Source organism: Micromonospora sp. CA-240977, assembly GCF_050942285.1.
Lineage (GTDB): Bacteria > Actinomycetota > Actinomycetes > Mycobacteriales > Micromonosporaceae > Micromonospora.
Map to the genome: position 1 here is coordinate 5,423,695 of NZ_CP192055.1, position 16,417 is coordinate 5,440,111.

The following is a 16,417-nucleotide window of genomic DNA, read 5'->3' on the forward strand; positions in this document are numbered from 1 at the left end:
GATCGGGCACGGCGGCACCGACCGGCGGACGGGCGGTGTCCAGGATACCGACCGATCAGCGGGCGATGTGCTCCGGGAAGCGGCAGATTTGAGCGAATTCCTCCGCGTCCAGGCTGGCGCCCCCCACCAGGCCCCCGTCCACGTCCGGCTGGGCCATGATCGAGGCGACGTTCGACGCCTTGACCGAGCCGCCGTAGAGCACCCGGACCTGGTCGGCGGTCTCCTGGTCGAAGCGTTCCACAAGTCGCTGACGGACCGCTCCGCAGACCTCCTGGGCGTCCTCCGGCGTCGCGGTCTTGCCCGTGCCGATCGCCCAGACCGGCTCGTACGCGATCACGACCTGCCGCACCTGCTCGGCGGTGAGCCCGGCCAGGCCCCCGACGAGCTGGTCCGCGCAGTGCGCCACGTGGGTGCCCTGCTCGCGGATGTCCAGCCCCTCCCCCACGCAGAGGATCGGCGTCAGCCCGTGCGTGAGCGCCGCCTTGACCTTGGCGTTGACCAGCGCGTCGTCCTCGTTGTGGTAGGCCCGCCGCTCGGAGTGCCCGACCACCACGTAGGTGCAGCCGAGCTTCGCGAGCATCGCACCGGAGATCTCCCCGGTGTACGCGCCGGACGCGTGCGCGGAGAGGTCCTGCCCGCCGTAGCCGATGAGCAGTTTGTCCCCGTCCACAGCGGTCTGCACGGTACGCAGGTCGGTGAAGGGCGGCAGCACGACCGTCTCGACGTCGGTGAGCTGCTTCTCGGTGAGGCTCGCCGCCAGCTTCTGCACAAGCAGGTTGGCCTCGAGGTGGTTGAGGTTCATCTTCCAGTTGCCGGCCATCAACGGCCGGCGGGTGGTGCTCGACATTCAGTTCTCCAGGGCCGCGATGCCGGGGAGGGTCTTGCCCTCGAGGTATTCCAGGGAGGCGCCGCCACCCGTGGAGATGTGCCCGAAGGACGACTCGTCCAGCCCCAGGGCACGGACCGCCGCCGCCGAGTCACCGCCGCCGACGACGCTGAACGCGTCGGCCTTGGTGATCGCCTCGGCGATCCCCCGGGTGCCCGCCGCGAAGGCCGGCATCTCGAACACGCCCATCGGACCGTTCCAGAAGATCGTCTTCGCCGGGGAGAGCGCGGCGCTGAAGCCGGCCACCGTCTCCGGACCGACGTCCAGACCGAGCCGGTGGCTCGGGATGCCGTCGACCCGGACCGTGTCGTGCGCGGCGTCCGGGGCGAACGCGTCAGCCACCACCACGTCGACCGGGAGCATGATCTTGCCGTTGGACCGCTCCAGCAGGTTGCGGCAGGTCTCGACCATGTCCTTCTCCAGCAGCGAGGTGCCCACCTCCAGGCCCTGGGCCTTGAGGAAGGTGAAGCACATCCCGCCACCGATGAGCAGCCGGTCGACAGTCGGCAGCAACGCCTCGATCACCGCAAGCTTGTCGGAGACCTTCGACCCGCCGAGCACCACCACGTACGGCCGCTGGGGGTCAGCGGTGAGCGTGGAGAGCACCTCGACCTCACGCAGCACCAGCCGGCCCGCGACGTGCGGCAACCGGGCCGGCACGTCGAAGACGCTGGCGTGCTTACGGTGCACGGCGCCGAAGGCGTCGTCCACGTACGCGTCGCCGAACGCGGCGAGCTGGTCGGCGAAGGCGCCCCGCTCGGCCTCGTCCTTGCTGGTCTCGCCCACGTTGAACCGCAGGTTCTCCAACAGGGCGACCTGGCCGTCGGCCAGGTCCGCGACTGTGGAACGGGCGGACTCGCCGACGGTGTCGGTGGCGAAGCGCACCGGCGCGCCGAGCAGCTCACCGAGCCGCCCGGCGACCGGGCTCAGGCTGAACTGCGGGTCCGGCGCGCCCTTCGGGCGGCCCAGGTGCGAGCAGACGACCACCTTCGCGCCGGCCTCGACAAGCGCGCCGAGGGTCGGCAGCACCGCGCGGATGCGCCCGTCGTCGGTGATGGCACCGGACTGCTTGTCGAGCGGGACGTTCAGGTCGGCGCGCACCAGCACGCGCCGACCCGACACCCCCTCGGCGAGCAGGTCGTCGAGGGTCCGGATGCTCACAGCGACGAACCGACCAGCTTGACCAGGTCGACAAGGCGGTTGGAGTAGCCCCACTCGTTGTCGTACCAGCCGACGACCTTGACCTGGTTGCCAACGACCTTGGTCAGCGGCGCGTCGAAGATGCACGACGCCGGGTCGGTGACGATGTCGGTGGAGACGATCGGGTCCTCGTTGTAGACCAGGATGCCCTTGAGCGGGCCGTCCGCGGCGGCCTTCAGCGCGGCGTTGACCTCGTCCACGGTGGTCTCCCGACCCACGTTGACGGTGAGGTCGGTGACCGAGCCGGTCGGGATCGGCACGCGCAGGGCGTACCCGTCGAGCTTGCCCTTGAGGTCCGGCAGGACCAGACCGATGGCCTTGGCGGCGCCGGTGGAGGTCGGCACGATGTTCAGCGCGGCGGCCCGGGCCCGACGCAGGTCCGAGTGCGGCGCGTCCTGGAGGTTCTGGTCCTGGGTGTACGCGTGGATCGTCGTCATCAGACCGTGCTGGATGCCGAACGTGTCGTGCAGGACCTTCGCCATCGGGGCGAGGCAGTTGGTGGTGCACGAAGCGTTGGAGATGATGGTGTGCTTCGCCGGGTCGTAGGTGTCGTGGTTGACACCCATGACGACGGTGACGTCCTCGTTCTTCGCCGGGGCGGAGATGATGACCTTCTTGGCCCCACCGTCGACGTGCGCCTTGGCCTTGGTGGCGTCGGTGAAGAAGCCGGTCGACTCGATGACGACGTCGGCGCCGACCTCGCCCCACGGCAGCTTCGACGGGTCCTTCTCGGCGTACGCCTTGATGGTCCGGCCACCGACGGTGATCTCGTCAGCGGTGGCCTTGACCTCGTACGGCAGGCGGCCCAGGATGCTGTCGTACTTGAGCAGGTGGGCGAGCGTGCCGTTGTCGGTAAGGTCGTTCACCGCCACGACCTCGATGTCGGCGTCGGACGCCAGCACTGCCCGGAAGAAGTTACGGCCGATTCGGCCAAAGCCGTTGATGCCAACCCGGATGGTCACAGGTCCCATCTCCTCGCGTTCTGGTCCGCCGGCTGCAGACAACGGGCCGGCGGGAATGGTGTGCGCCGACCGTTGGAGCCGGCCGGTGACGGTTCATCTCGGCCACCCCGCCGCGCGGTCTGCGGACCTGACCGCCCGAGGCGGTGGGCACGGCGAGGAGTGCCGGTGTCGGCCCCCTTGCCGTACGCAGCGACCCTATCCGAGCGTGCGAGACCACGCTGCGCCGGGTCGTGCTCCCGGGCACACCGTGCGGCCCCACCGTCCTATCAGACCACGAGCATGTCGGGCGTGACTGCCGCTTCCGTATCCGGGATGCCGAGGTCTCGGGCGCGCTTGTCGGCCAGTGCGAGCAGCCGGCGGATCCGCCCGGCGATGGCGTCCTTGGTCAGCGGCGGCTCGGCCAGCGCGCCCAGCTCCTCCAGGGACGCCTGCCGGTGCTCCAGGCGCAGCCGCCCGGCGTCGGTCAGGTGGTTGGGCGCCTCGTCGGCGAGGATCTCCAGCGCACGGGTGACCCGGGCGGCGGCGGCCACCGCGGCGCGCGCCGAGCGGCGCAGGTTGGCGTCGTCGAAGTTGGCGAGCCGGTTGGCGGTGGCCCGCACCTCCCGGCGTACCCGGCGCTCCTCCCAGGCCAGCACGCTGGAGTGCGCGCCGATGCGGGTGAGCAGCGCGGCGATCGCGTCGCCGTCCTTGACCACGACCCGGTCCACCCCGCGCACCTCGCGGTTCTTGGCGGTGATGCCGATCCGGCGGGCCGCGCCGACAAGCGCCAACGCCGACTCCGGCCCCGGGCAGGTGATCTCCAGAGCACTGGAGCGGCCGGGCTCGGTGAGCGAGCCGTGGGCCATGAACGCGCCCCGCCACGCGGAGACCGCGCAGCACACGTTCGCCGCCACCACGTGCGGGGGCAGCCCGCGCACCGGGCGGCCCCGCACGTCGAGCAGGCCGGTCTGTCGGGCGAGGGCCTCGCCGTCCTTGACCACCCGCACGATGAAGTGGCTGCCCTTGCGCAGGCCACCGGAGGCCAGCACGTGGATCTCGCTGGGATATCCGTAGACCTCGGCGATCTCCCGGCGTAACCGCCGGGCCACCGCCCCCGTGTCCAGTTCCGCCTCCACCACCACGCGGCCGGAGACGATGTGCAGCCCGCCGGCGAAACGCAGCAGTGCGGCCATCTCCGCCCGCCGACAGCAGGGCTTGGGCACGTCGACCCGACTCAGCTCGTCCTTGACCGCGGCCGTCATCGCCATTGTGCGTCCCCTCACGGACCGGTTCCGGCGTGTCGCCGGAGATTACGTACGTGTCTAACGATCGGCGCCCAGGACAGGCACCAGCGCGGCGCCCAGGGCAGCCGGATCATGGCGGGGAGTGCCGTCGAGGACGGCGACGGGGGCGAGGACCAGGCGGGCACCAAGCGATTCTGCCGCACGTTCGACCGGTTCGGGGTCACCCACCGCCGTGGCATCGGCGAGCACGAGATCCACCTTGAGCTCGGCCAGGTACCAGTGCAGGGCCGCGAGGTGGTCGGCGACCGAGAGCCCGAGGGTCTCCTTCTCCGCGGCGAGGTTCAACGTGACGAGCCGCCGGGCGGAGGTGGACACGATCGCGTCGGCCAACTGCGGCACCAGCAGGTGCGGGAGCACGCTCGTGTACCAACTGCCCGGCCCGAAGATCAACCAGTCCGCCGCCATGATCGCCTCGATGGCCTCGGCGCAGGCCGCGGGGGCGGCGGGCGTGAGGCGCAGCGACTCGACCCGCCCGGTGGTGACGGCCACCTGGTGCTGGCCGCGCACCGTGCGCACCTCGTCGGGGGCGGTCGGGTCGACGCCGCGTACCCGGGCCTCGATGCCGACCGGCTGGCGGGACATCGGCAACACCCGGCCGACCGCGCCGAGCATCGCGCCCGCGTGCTCCAGCGCGGCCACCGGGTCGCCGAGCAACTCCATCAGACCGCAGAGCACCAGGTTGCCCACCGCGTGCCCGGCCAGCCCGTCGGCCCGGGCGCCCGTCCGCTCCGCGCCGGGGCCGTTCGTGCCCTGGTCCCGCCGGTCCGGGTCGCGTCCGTCAGTCGCCGCCGGGTCCGGGTCGGCCGCGCCGAGCGGGGGTACGCCGGCCGGCACGGCGGCGAAGCGGTGCTGGAACAGCCCGGCGCTGCGTCGGGTGGCCGGGTGGTCACCGGCCAGCGCCACAAGCGCCTGACGCAGGTCGCCCGGGGGCAGGCCACCCCGCTCGGCGCGCAGGCGGCCACTGGAACCGCCGTCGTCACCGACGGTGACCACGGCGGTGATGTCGAGGTCGAGTTCGGGTGCGCAGTGGCGCAGCGCCCGCAACGAGGCGGAGAGCCCGTGCCCACCGCCGAACGCCACCACCCGGCGGGCCGTCACTCGCGCCCCAGATCGCGGTGCTGGGCGTTGGCCGCCAGCCCGGAGTGGCGCAGCCGGCTGGCCAGCTCCTCGGCGATGGCCACGCTGCGGTGCTTGCCGCCGGTGCAGCCCACGGCGACCGTCAGGTACCTCTTGCCCTCCCGCTCGAAGCCGGCGGTGGTGGCGTTGACCAGGTCGGCGTACGAGGCGACGAAGGCGTCCGCGCCCTCCTGGCCCAGCACGTACGCGCTGACCGCCTCCTCCCGCCCGGTGTGCTCGCGCAGCTCCGGCACCCAGTACGGGTTCGGCAGGAACCGGGCGTCGAGCACGAAGTCGGCGTCCGGCGGCAGGCCGTACTTGAAGCCGAACGACAGCACCGTGACCCGCAGCCGGCGGGCGTCCTCGCCGCCGAACAGCTCCTCGATGCGCCGACGGAGCTGGTTGACGTTGAGGTGGCTGGTGTCGATGATCACGTCGGCCTGGTCGCGCGCCTCCTCCAGCAGGCCACGCTCCACGGCGATGCCGTCGGCCAGCCGCCCGTCGCCCTGCAACGGGTGCGAGCGGCGGACGCTCTCGAACCGCCGGATCAACACCTCGTCGTCGGCGTCGACGAACACCACCCGGGGCGAGAAGCCGCGCTCCTTCAGCTCCCGGATCGCCCCGGCCAGGTCCGTGGAGAAGGCCCGTGACCGCACGTCCAACACCATCGCGGTACGCCGCGCCGCGCCGCCCGCCTTGAACGCCAACTCGGCCATGTCCAGCATCAGTGCCTGCGGCAGGTTGTCGACCACGTAGTAGCCGACGTTCTCCAACGCCCGGGCGACAGTGCTGCGACCGCCCCCGGAGACGCCGGTCACCACCACCAGCGTGGTCTCCGATTCGGTCGCCAACTGCCCGTCCACGGCCGCCGGATCGTCGATCCGGTCACCGGCTGCGCGCGCCTCGCTCACCCGTACCCCCAAGCTGTGGCGCCGCGGCCCCCTCGGCCGCGATTGGTCAATCAGCGACTCTATCCCGCCGTCCGGCGGCCGGACCGGCACCCGGCGCGGGTCGGGCCGCGGCCGGTGGCCGGAGGTCGCGCTCCCGACAGTCGCCACCCTTGATAACGATCAGTAGTCATCAATAAGCTCTTCGTGATCGTCGCAGGTCAGACCGACATCTGGGAGGGTGCGATGCACGACCTTGCGGACAAGAACACATACATCGGCTTCCTGTTCATGCGGATCAGCCCGGAGTACTTCGCGCTCGGCCGGGAGGGCATCCACGAGGTCTCCGCCGAACACGCGCGGGACCTGGGCCGCTTCGCCAAGCAGCTCACCCACGTCGTGACGACCGGGGTGAACGGCAAGTACGACCAGGTCACCATCGTCGAGGGCGACACCCTCGAAGAGATCAACGCGGCGGCCACCGCCTTCCGGATGGGTGGCAAGGCCCGCTACATCGAGATCGTCGACATCGTGGTCGGCATGAAGGCCCCGCCGCGTGGCCTGGCCAACCGTTCCAGCCAGCCCGGCTGACCGCGTCCACCGGCGCGCCCGCCACCCGGGTGCGCCGGGCGGGCGCTGTCGGGGATGGCTCGTAGACTCCGCGAATGGCTTCTCCCACCGACCTGCGCACCGAGGACGCTCTGCCGGTGCTGCGCCGGGTGTTCGGCTACGACGCCTTCCGCGGTTTCCAGCAGCAGGTGATCGACCATGTGGTCGCCGGCGGCGACGCCCTGGTGTTGATGCCCACCGGTGGCGGCAAGTCGTTGTGTTACCAGATCCCGGCCCTGGTCCGCGACGGCGTCGCGGTCGTCGTGTCCCCGCTGATCGCGCTCATGCAGGACCAGGTGGACGCCCTCACCGCGGTCGGCGTCCGCGCCGGTTTCCTCAACTCGACCCAGACCCTGGACGCCCGACGCCGGGTCGAGGCGGCCTTCGTCGCCGGCGAGCTGGACCTGCTCTACCTCGCCCCGGAGGCGCTCGGCGTCCGATCCACCCTCGCCCTGCTGGACCGGGGCCGCATCTCCCTGTTCGCGATCGACGAGGCGCACTGCGTGTCCCAGTGGGGCCACGACTTCCGCCCCGACTACCTGGCGCTGTCGATGCTGCACGAACGGTGGCCACAGGTCCCCCGGATCGCGCTGACCGCCACCGCGACCAGCGCCACCCGCACCGAGATCGCCACCCGACTCAAGCTCGACGACGCGCGGCACTTCGTGGCCAGCTTCGACCGGCCCAACATCCAGTACCGGATCGTGCCCAAGCGGGAGCCGCGCAAGCAGCTGCTGGCCCTGCTGCGCGACGAGCACCCCGGCGACGCCGGGATCGTCTACTGCCTGTCCCGCGCCTCGGTCGACAAGACCGCCGACTTCCTCGTCGCCAACGGCATCGCCGCCCTGCCGTACCACGCCGGGTTGGACGCGGCCACCCGCGCCGCCAACCAGCAACGCTTCCTGCGCGAGGACGGCCTCGTCATGGTGGCCACCATCGCCTTCGGCATGGGCATCGACAAACCCGACGTCCGGTTCGTCGCCCACCTCGACCTGCCCAAGTCCGTCGAGGGTTACTACCAGGAGACCGGCCGTGCCGGGCGCGACGGCCTGCCCTCCACCGCCTGGCTGGCGTACGGGCTGCAGGACGTGGTCCAGCAACGCAAGATGATCGAGACCTCCGACGGCGACCTCGCCCACCGCCGCAACCTCGCCGCGCACCTGGACGCGATGCTCGCCCTCTGCGAGACGGTGCGCTGCCGCCGGGTCCAGCTGCTCGAATACTTCGGCGAGACGACGCCCTCCGCCTGCGGCAACTGCGACACCTGCCTCAGCCCACCAGAATCCTGGGACGGCACCGTCGCCGCCCAGAAGTTGCTCTCCGCCGTCTTCCGTCTCGACCGCGAACGCAACCAGCGCTTCGGCGCCGGGCAGTGCATCGACATCCTGCTCGGCAAGCAGACCGACAAGATCAGCCAGTACGGTCACGACTCGCTGACCGTCTTCGGCATCGGCGCCGAGCTGAGCGAGGCGGAGTGGCGGGGCGTGGTCCGGCAACTGCTCGCCGAAGGGCTGCTCGCCGTGGAGGGCGACTACGGCACGCTCGCCCTGACCGAGGCGAGCGCCGACGTCCTGGGTCGCCGCCGCACTGTCACCATGCGCCGCGAGCCGGAGAAGCCACCCTCCAGCCGCTCGTCGAAGCCACGCGGAGCGGCCACCGTGGTGGCCGAGCTGACACCTGCCGCCGCGTCGCTCTTCGAGCGGCTGCGGAGCTGGCGGGCCGCCACCGCCAAGGAGCAGGGCGTCCCGGCGTACGTGGTCTTCCACGACGCGACACTGCGACAGATCGCCAGCGACGCGCCGGACACGCTGGCCGACCTCTCCCGCGTCAGCGGGGTCGGCGAGAACAAGCTCGCCAAGTACGGCGAGCAGATCCTCGGCGTCCTCGCCACCGACTGACCTCGGCAGTGCCGAAAGGGCCGGTCCCCGTGGTGGGGTCCGGCCCTTGTCGGTGGTGCGGTGCCGTGTGCTGGTGCGGGTCAGCTGGTGGCGTAGCCGCGGGTGGCGATCCAGTCGGCGAGGTGTTCGATGCTGATCTGGTAGGAGGCGGTGTTGGGGTCGGCGGAGTCGGCGATGGTGACGGTGGTGCCGTTGTCGCGGTAGCCGACGACGCTGATGTAGTGCCCGCCCTCGTAGGAGTGGGTGTTGCCGTCGGTGTCGGTGCTGGTGCCGGCGATGTTCGCGACCACGGCCCGACCGTCGTCGACAGTCTTCACGATGTCGGCGCGCAGTGTGTCGGTCTGCTTGTCGTCGGCGTTGGGGTTGCTGATCTCGACGCTGTGGTAGGCGTTCTTGCCGGTTTCCTTGTTCAACACCGGGGTGATGTCGTTGATCGAGTTGGTACCGGCCTCGGTGGTGCCCATCTCCTTGGCCATGTCATCGACGTTGATGTTCTTACCCTGCACGCTCAGGGCGTTGCGGGTCGCGGCGGGACCGCAGTAGTAGAAGTTCGGCTGCGCCTCGTAGCGCACACCCAACTGACGCTCACCGGAGGGCTTACGGTCGGTCTGGGTCTGGGTGGCCGGCTTGGCCTCCGACGCGGCGTACGCGGCGGTGACCGGACCGGCGATCGCACCACCGGTGAACGCGAGACCAGCAGCGGTCAGAGCAGTCTTACGAATCAGATCGGTACGCATGATGGCGTGCTCCTCTGCATGTCGGGGGAAACCCACACCACACAACCGGGGGACGTGTGCGTGCGGGGAAAGCGCGAAAGGGCGTCTCACCCGGCAGCCCACAACATGGGGCCGGCATCGGATGTCTCAGCCAGGGGGATGTAACGACCCGGGGCGGCATCGCATTCCGCCGCGCTGATCCGGGGGCGGCCCCGCCATGTCGGAGCCCGGGGGCGCAACCGTGGCGACCCGGCGGGTGTTCCCCTGGGGGCCTACCGCCACGGGGATGTAACCGCGGTGACCTGGCCGGTGTTCCCGGGGGCCGACGGCCACGGAGATGTAACCGTGGCGACCTGGCCGGTGTTCCCCTGGGGGCCGACGGCCACGGGGATGTGACCGTGGCGACCCGGCGGGTGTTCCCGGGGGCTGCCGCGCACCACGACCCGAGGGTTGCGGCGGCATGCCAGGTATAACGACCCCGCCCCACCCACCATTCCGCCACCCGGGTGGCCCCGACCACGGCACACCCCCGACAAACCAGACACCCACCCCACAACCCAACCCGCGAACCGGACACAACACCCCAGCAACCCACCCGCACCCGAGCCAAGATCCGCGCAACATCAGGGATAGTGCTGCCTCAACCCGCCGCGAGGCAGCACTATCCCTGAAGTTGCGCGCACCGGGGCCTGGACGGCGATACCAGACACCGCCACCGGCACACCGGGACGACACCCGCCCCCAAGATCGCGCTCGAACCAGGAAACAGGCCCCTCACCGTCCGGACGAGACCACTACAACCAGGATCCAGCACGATCACCCGAGACGCGACTGACCGCCGAGAGGCCAGGGATGCCAAGACGGCGAGGGCGGCAAGGTGGCGGGGGCAGCAGGGCGGCGAAGGTGGCGAGGGCAGCAGGGCGGCGAAGGTGGCGAGGGCAGCAGGGCGGCGAAGGTGGCGAGGGCGGCGGGAAAGGCTAGGGAGAAGGGCGCCGAGAGGCGAGGGCGATGTCAGGTGCCGGGGGTCGCTTCCGCGCTTTCGTCGGTCTTCGTGTCGTTGTCGAGAGCGGCGAGGATCGCCTCGGCGGTACGTCGACCCACCCCGGGCACCTCGGTGATCTCCTCGACTGTCGCGGCGGAGAGCCGCTTGAGGGACCCGAAGTGGCGCAGCAGCGCCTTGCGCCGCACCTCCCCGAGGCCGGGCACGTGGTCCAGCGCCGATTCGGTCATCCGCTTGGATCGGCGCTGCCGGTGGAAGGTGATCGCGAACCGGTGGGCCTCGTCGCGGACCCGTTGCAGCAGGTAGAGCCCCTCCGAGGTGCGCGGCAGGATGACCGGCAGCTCGTCGTCCGGGAGCCAGACCTCTTCCAACCGCTTGGCCAACCCACACAGCGCCACGTCATCGATGCCCAGGTCGGCGAGGGCCTGCGCGGCGGCGGCGACCTGTGGGGCACCGCCGTCGACGACCACCAACTGCGGCGGGTACGCGAACTTCCGCGGCCGACCGGTGGTCGGATCGATCAGGACACCGACCTGAGGCTCCACCGCATCCTCCGGGGCGCCCTGGTCGTCGGCCGACTCCACCCCCACCTCGCCCGTCTCCGCCCTCGCGTCCAGGTATCGGGCGAAGCGGCGGCGGAGCACCTCGGACATGGCGGACAGGTCGTCGGTGGCGCCCCGGACGATGAACCGCCGGTACTCGCCCTTGCGGGGCAACCCGTCCTCGAAGACCACCATGCTGGCGACCACGTCGGTGCCCTGGATCTGGGAGATGTCGAAGCACTCGATGCGCAGCGGCGAGGTGCGCATGCCCAGCGCCTCGCTGATCTCGTCCAACGCCTTGCCCCGGGTGGTCAGGTCACCGGAACGCTTCAGCTTGTGCCGGGCCAACGCGTCCTTCGCGTTGCGCTCCACCGTCTCCATGAGTGAGCGTTTGTCGCCGCGCTGCGGCACCCGCAGCGACACCCGGCTGCCCCGGTGCTCGGAGAGCCACTCCGCCAGCGCGTCCGCGTCGGCGGGCAGCTCGGGCACCAACAACTCCCGGGGCACGTCGGCCTCACCCTGCTCGCCCCCGTACACCTGGGTGCAGAAGTGGTGCACCAGGTCGCCGGTGGTCAGGTCCTCGGTCTTCTCCACCACCCACCCGCGCTGGCCGCGGACCCGGCCGTCACGGACGTGGAAGACCTGCACGGCCGCCTCAAGCGGGTCGTCGGCGAACGCGACAACGTCGGCGTCCGTGCCGTCGCCCAGCACCACGGTCTGCTTCTCCATGGCCCGGCGGAGCGCGGCCACGTCGTCCCGCAGCCGGGCGGCGCGTTCGAACTCCAGCTGCTCGCTCGCCTCGGTCATCTCGCGCTCGATCTTGCGGACCATGGTGTCGGTCTTTCCGGCCATGAAGTCGCAGAACCCGTCGACGATCGCGCGGTGTTCGTCGGCGGAGACGGTGCCGACGCAGGGCGCCGAGCACTTGCCGATGTAGCCGAGGAGGCAGGGGCGGCCAACCTGGCCGGCGCGCTTGAACACGCCGGCCGAGCACGTCCGGGCTGGGAACACCCGCAGCAGCAGGTCGAGGGTCTCCCGGATGGCCCAGGCGTGCGAATACGGACCGAAGTAGCGCACCCCTTTGCGCTTGGCGCCGCGCATCACCTGCAACCGGGGGTATTCCTCGTTGAGGGTGACGGCCAGGTAGGGGTACGACTTGTCGTCGCGGTAGCGGACGTTGAACCGGGGATCGTATTGCTTGATCCAGGTGAACTCGTGCTGGAGCGCCTCGACCTCGGTGGCGACGATGATCCAGTCCACCGACTCGGCGGTGGTGACCATCTGCCGGGTGCGCTCGTGCAGATTCCAGACGTCGCCGAAGTAGGAGTTGAGCCGGCTGCGCAGGTTCTTCGCCTTGCCGACGTAGATCACCCGGCCGGTCCCGTCGCGGAAGCGGTAGACCCCCGGTGACTCCGGGATGGTGCCGGGTGCGGGACGGTAGGTCGAGGGGTCAGCCACGCCAACAAGCCTAGTCCGCACCACCGACACCCCGTCGCAGGCGCATGATCCACTCGGTTTCCCGGTACGTCGGGGTGTCGGCGCGGACGGACACCCCGACGTCCCGAAACGCGAGTCGATCATGCGGCGGGAGCGCTGGCCGCTCCGCCGGGCCGGTCAGGCCAGCGAGATCTGGTCCCCGGTGACCTTGATGTTTCTGGGGGGCAGCGGCTTGGTGGCGGGGCCGGCCTTCACCGAGCCGTCCTCGATCGAGAACTTGCTGTTGTGGCAGGTGCAGTTGATGGTGCCCCCGTCGACGTTCGTGACCGGGCAGTTCTGGTGCGTACAGATCGGGCTGAAGCCCTTGAACTGGCCGGCGACCGGCTGGGTGATGACCACACCCTGGGTGGCGAGGACCTTGCCGCCACCGACCGGGATGTCGGCGGTGGTGGCCAGCGACTGGGCGCCCTGCCGGTCGCCGCCGCCCGCGTCCCCGGTGCTGGGCACCGCCGGGCCGCCACTGGTGGGGGCGCCGCTGCCACTGTCGCCGTCGTCACTGCCGCAGGCAGCCAGGACGACGGCCGCGCCGACCGCCCCGACGCCAGTGAGCAGGGTACGACGTGTCTGCGTACCCGGACCGGTCAGCGCCTGATCGTCACTCATGCCTCGCCTCTCTCTAGCCCGCCGCGCCGGTCAAGAGCCGGCCACACCTTGTCCACACGAGCAACTGTGCCGGATCGTTCACCGCGGCATCCGTCCGAACCTCGAAATGGGACGGGGCGGCTCCGATCGACCAGCTCAGGCCGTGCGGGCCACCGCGAAACCAGTCGTGGACCCGCCGCGCCCGAACCCAACCGCAACCCGGCCGGACGGGAACGCCCGAACCGGCCGGACCAGAACGCGGAGTCGGGGTCAGCGTGCGGCGGCGGGCACCTTGCGGCTCGCCCGCGCCTTGGTGACACCGTTGGCCTTGGCCGCCCGGGTGGTGGCGGCCGCCGCGCCCTTGGCTTTGCCGTCGAGCTTGAGCACCTGGCGCAGGAACTCGCCGGTGTGGCTCTCGGCCACCTCGGCGACCTCCTCGGGGGTGCCGGTCGCGAGCACGGTGCCGCCCCGGTGGCCACCCTCCGGACCCATGTCGATCAACCAGTCGGCCGTCTTGATCACGTCGAGGTTGTGCTCGATGGTGATCACCGTGTTGCCCTTGTCGACAAGCCCTTCCAGCACCATCAGCAGCTTGCGGATGTCCTCGAAGTGCAGACCGGTGGTCGGCTCGTCGAGCACGTAGACCGTCCGTCCGGTGGAACGCTTCTGCAGCTCGGACGCGAGCTTGACCCGCTGCGCCTCGCCGCCGGAGAGGGTGGGCGCGGGCTGACCGAGGCGTACGTAGCCCAGGCCGACGTCGACAAGGGTCTTGAGGTGCCGGTGGATGGGCGGGATGGCGGAGAAGAACTCGGCGGCCTCCTCGATCGGCATCTCCAGCACGTCCGAGACGGTCTTGCCCTTGTAGTGCACCTCCAGGGTCTCCCGGTTGTACCGGGCGCCCTTGCAGACCTCGCAGGGGACGTACACGTCGGGCAGGAAGTTCATCTCGATCTTGATGGTGCCGTCGCCGGAGCACGCCTCGCAGCGCCCGCCCTTGACGTTGAAGGAGAACCGACCCGGGCCGTACCCGCGAACCTTCGCCTCGGTGGTCTCGGCGAAGAGCTTGCGGACGTGGTCCCAGACCCCGGTGTAGGTGGCCGGGTTGGAGCGCGGCGTCCGGCCGATCGGCGACTGGTCCACGCCGACGACCTTGTCCACGTGCTCCAGACCGGAGACCCGGGTGTGCCGGCCGGGCACCAGCCGGGCGCCGTTGATCTGGTTGGCCAGCACCGCGTACAGGATGTCGTTGACAAGCGTCGACTTGCCCGAACCACTCACCCCGGTGACCGCGATCAGCTGGCCCAGCGGGAACGGGACGGTCAGGTTGCGCAGGTTGTGCTCACGCGCGCCGTGCACCACCAGCTCCCGGTCCGAATCCTGCGGGCGGCGGGTCGACGGTGTGGGGATCGACCGACGCCCGGACAGGTACGCCCCGGTGATCGACTCCTTGTTCTTCAGCAGTGCGGGGACCGAGCCGCTGTGCACGATCTTGCCGCCGTGCTCACCCGCGCCGGGCCCGATGTCGACGATCCAGTCGGCGGTGCGGATGGTGTCCTCGTCGTGCTCCACCACGATCAGCGTGTTGCCCAGGCCACGCAGCCGGATCAGCGTCTCGATCAGCCGGTGGTTGTCGCGCTGGTGCAGCCCGATCGAGGGCTCGTCGAGCACGTAGAGCACGCCCACCAGGCCCGAGCCGATCTGGGTGGCCAGCCGGATGCGCTGTGCCTCGCCGCCGGAGAGCGTGCCGGCCGGCCGGTCCAGGGAGAGGTAGTCCAGGCCCACGTCGAGCAGGAACCGCAGCCGGGCGTTGATCTCCTTGAGGACCCGCTCGGCGATCAGCTTCTGCCGATCGGTCAGCTCGATGCCGGCGAGCAGGTCGGCGCACTCCCCCACGGACAGGTTGCAGACCTCGGCGATGCTCCTGCCGGCCAGCGTGACAGCGAGCACCTCGGGCTTGAGCCGAGCGCCGCCGCACGCCGCGCACGGCACGTCGCGCATGTAGCCCTCGTACTTGTCGCGGGACCACTCGGACTCGGTGTCGGAGTGCCGGCGCTCGATCCACTGCACCACGCCCTCGAAGCCGGTGTAGTAGGAGCGCTCGCGGCCGTACTTGTTGCGGTAGCGCACGTGCACCTGGTCGTCGGAGCCGTGCAGGATCGTCTTCTGCGCCCGGGCCGGGAGCGCCCGCCACGGGGTGTCGACGTCGAAGTGCTGGGCCTCACCGAGCGCCTCCAGCAGGCGCAGGAAGTATTCGAGGTTGTGCCCGGTGGACCAGGGCTGGATCGCGCCCTCGCGCAGGCTGCGCTCCGGGTCGGGGACCAGCAGCTCCGGGTCGACCTCCTTCTTGGTGCCCAGGCCGGTGCACTCCGGGCAGGCGCCGTAGGGCGCGTTGAAGGAGAAGACCCGGGGCTCCAGATCCTCGATGGCCAGCGGGTGGTCGTTGGGGCAGGCCAGATGCTCGGAGTAGCGCCGCTCCCGGTCCGGGTCGTCCTCCGGCAGGTCGACGAAGTCGAGCAGCACCAGACCGCTGGACAGGCCCAGGGCGGCCTCGACCGAGTCGGTCAGCCGCTGCTTGGCGCTCGCCTTGACGGTGAGGCGGTCGATCACCACCTCGATTGTGTGCTTCTCCTGCTTCTTGAGCTTCGGCGGCTCGGTCAGCGGGTGCACCACGCCGTCGACCCGGGCCCGGGCGTAGCCCTTGGCCTGCAACTCGGCGAAGAGGTCGACGTACTCGCCCTTGCGACCCCGGATGACCGGCGCGAGCACCATGAACTTGGTGCCCTCGGCCATCGCGAGGACCCGGTCGACGATCTGCTGCGGGCTCTGCCGGGAGATCCGCTCGCCACAGACCGGGCAGTGCGGCTCGCCGATGCGGGCGTAGAGCAGGCGGAGGTAGTCGTAGACCTCGGTGATGGTGCCGACTGTCGAACGCGGGTTGCGCGAGGTGGACTTCTGGTCGATGGAGACGGCGGGGCTCAGGCCCTCGATGAAGTCGACGTCTGGCTTGTCCATCTGGCCGAGGAACTGCCGCGCGTACGACGAGAGCGACTCGACGTAGCGGCGCTGCCCCTCGGCGAAGATCGTGTCGAAGGCCAGGCTCGACTTGCCCGACCCGGACAGCCCGGTGAACACGATGAGTGCGTCCCGGGGCAGGTCGAGACTGACGTCACGCAGGTTGTGCTCGCGCGCGCCACGGATGATCAGTCGGTCGGCCACGGTGCGTGTACTCCCGGGAGAAG

The 16,417-nt window shown here is 70.6% G+C and carries 12 protein-coding genes; 2 read left to right on the forward strand and 10 right to left on the reverse strand.

What is annotated here, in order from left to right:
- Nucleotides 1–55: 55 nt before the first annotated feature.
- The 6 genes from tpiA to rapZ all read right to left on the reverse strand — a co-directional run bounded on the left by tpiA (nt 56) and on the right by rapZ (nt 6,310).
- Nucleotides 56–847, reverse strand: a complete 792-nt coding sequence (tpiA, locus tag ACQPWW_RS24425; protein WP_433125800.1) for a triose-phosphate isomerase — start codon at nt 845–847, stop codon at nt 56–58.
- Nucleotides 848–2,047, reverse strand: a complete 1,200-nt coding sequence (locus tag ACQPWW_RS24430) for a phosphoglycerate kinase (protein WP_433125801.1) — start codon at nt 2,045–2,047, stop codon at nt 848–850. It lies immediately after the preceding gene.
- On the reverse strand, nt 2,044–3,048 hold the full coding sequence (gap, locus tag ACQPWW_RS24435) for a type I glyceraldehyde-3-phosphate dehydrogenase (protein ID WP_030337349.1): 1,005 nt from the start codon (nt 3,046–3,048) through the stop codon (nt 2,044–2,046). Before gap ends, ACQPWW_RS24430 begins: the two co-directional genes overlap by 4 nt.
- A 266-nt stretch (nt 3,049–3,314) precedes the next feature.
- Nucleotides 3,315–4,295: a DNA-binding protein WhiA gene (gene whiA / locus ACQPWW_RS24440; protein WP_074312802.1), complete on the reverse strand. Its 981-nt coding sequence runs from the start codon at nt 4,293–4,295 to the stop codon at nt 3,315–3,317.
- 54 nt (nt 4,296–4,349) lie between these two features.
- Nucleotides 4,350–5,429 (reverse strand): gluconeogenesis factor YvcK family protein, encoded by a 1,080-nt coding sequence (locus tag ACQPWW_RS24445; RefSeq protein WP_433125803.1) that lies wholly within the window; start codon nt 5,427–5,429, stop codon nt 4,350–4,352.
- Entirely contained in the window at nt 5,426–6,310 is an 885-nt protein-coding gene (rapZ, locus tag ACQPWW_RS24450; protein WP_433134538.1) for an RNase adapter RapZ, read from the reverse strand. Before rapZ ends, ACQPWW_RS24445 begins: the two co-directional genes overlap by 4 nt.
- A gap of 270 nt (nt 6,311–6,580) precedes the next feature.
- On the opposite strand from rapZ, the gene ACQPWW_RS24455 reads away from it, so the two are divergent.
- Both ACQPWW_RS24455 and recQ read left to right on the forward strand, forming a co-directional pair.
- Entirely contained in the window at nt 6,581–6,925 is a 345-nt protein-coding gene (locus ACQPWW_RS24455; RefSeq protein WP_433125805.1) for a hypothetical protein, read from the forward strand.
- A 74-nt stretch (nt 6,926–6,999) separates the two neighbouring features.
- Nucleotides 7,000–8,841 carry a DNA helicase RecQ gene (gene recQ, locus ACQPWW_RS24460; RefSeq protein ID WP_433125807.1) on the forward strand — a complete coding sequence of 614 codons (1,842 nt, stop codon included), beginning with the start codon at nt 7,000–7,002 and terminating at the stop codon, nt 8,839–8,841.
- Between the two features lie 80 nt (nt 8,842–8,921).
- On the opposite strand, the gene ACQPWW_RS24465 is transcribed toward recQ, so the two are convergent.
- From ACQPWW_RS24465 to uvrA, 4 genes are all read right to left on the reverse strand, one after another.
- Nucleotides 8,922–9,578 carry a C39 family peptidase gene (locus ACQPWW_RS24465; RefSeq protein WP_433124671.1) on the reverse strand — a complete coding sequence of 219 codons (657 nt, stop codon included), beginning with the start codon at nt 9,576–9,578 and terminating at the stop codon, nt 8,922–8,924.
- Nucleotides 9,579–10,568: 990 nt separating this feature from the next.
- Nucleotides 10,569–12,557 carry an excinuclease ABC subunit UvrC gene (gene uvrC, locus ACQPWW_RS24470; RefSeq protein ID WP_433125809.1) on the reverse strand — a complete coding sequence of 663 codons (1,989 nt, stop codon included), beginning with the start codon at nt 12,555–12,557 and terminating at the stop codon, nt 10,569–10,571.
- Nucleotides 12,558–12,713: 156 nt separating this feature from the next.
- A complete protein-coding gene (locus ACQPWW_RS24475; RefSeq protein ID WP_433125811.1) occupies nt 12,714–13,199 on the reverse strand; it encodes a Rieske (2Fe-2S) protein in 486 nt (161 codons plus the stop codon).
- Nucleotides 13,200–13,448: 249 nt separating this feature from the next.
- Nucleotides 13,449–16,394, reverse strand: a complete 2,946-nt coding sequence (gene uvrA, locus ACQPWW_RS24480) for an excinuclease ABC subunit UvrA (RefSeq protein WP_433125813.1) — start codon at nt 16,392–16,394, stop codon at nt 13,449–13,451.
- Nucleotides 16,395–16,417 lie beyond the last annotated feature (23 nt).

What these genes read in the sequence shown, in the direction of transcription:
- tpiA (WP_433125800.1), bottom strand. Translation starts at nt 847, where the DNA reads ATGTCGAGCACCACCCGCCGGCCGTTGATGGCCGGCAACTGGAAGATG.
- whiA (WP_074312802.1), bottom strand. Translation starts at nt 4,295, where the DNA reads ATGGCGATGACGGCCGCGGTCAAGGACGAGCTGAGTCGGGTCGACGTG.
- ACQPWW_RS24455 (WP_433125805.1), top strand. Translation starts at nt 6,581, where the DNA reads ATGCACGACCTTGCGGACAAGAACACATACATCGGCTTCCTGTTCATG.
- recQ (WP_433125807.1), top strand. Translation starts at nt 7,000, where the DNA reads ATGGCTTCTCCCACCGACCTGCGCACCGAGGACGCTCTGCCGGTGCTG.
- ACQPWW_RS24465 (WP_433124671.1), bottom strand. Translation starts at nt 9,578, where the DNA reads ATGCGTACCGATCTGATTCGTAAGACTGCTCTGACCGCTGCTGGTCTC.
- ACQPWW_RS24475 (WP_433125811.1), bottom strand. Translation starts at nt 13,199, where the DNA reads ATGAGTGACGATCAGGCGCTGACCGGTCCGGGTACGCAGACACGTCGT.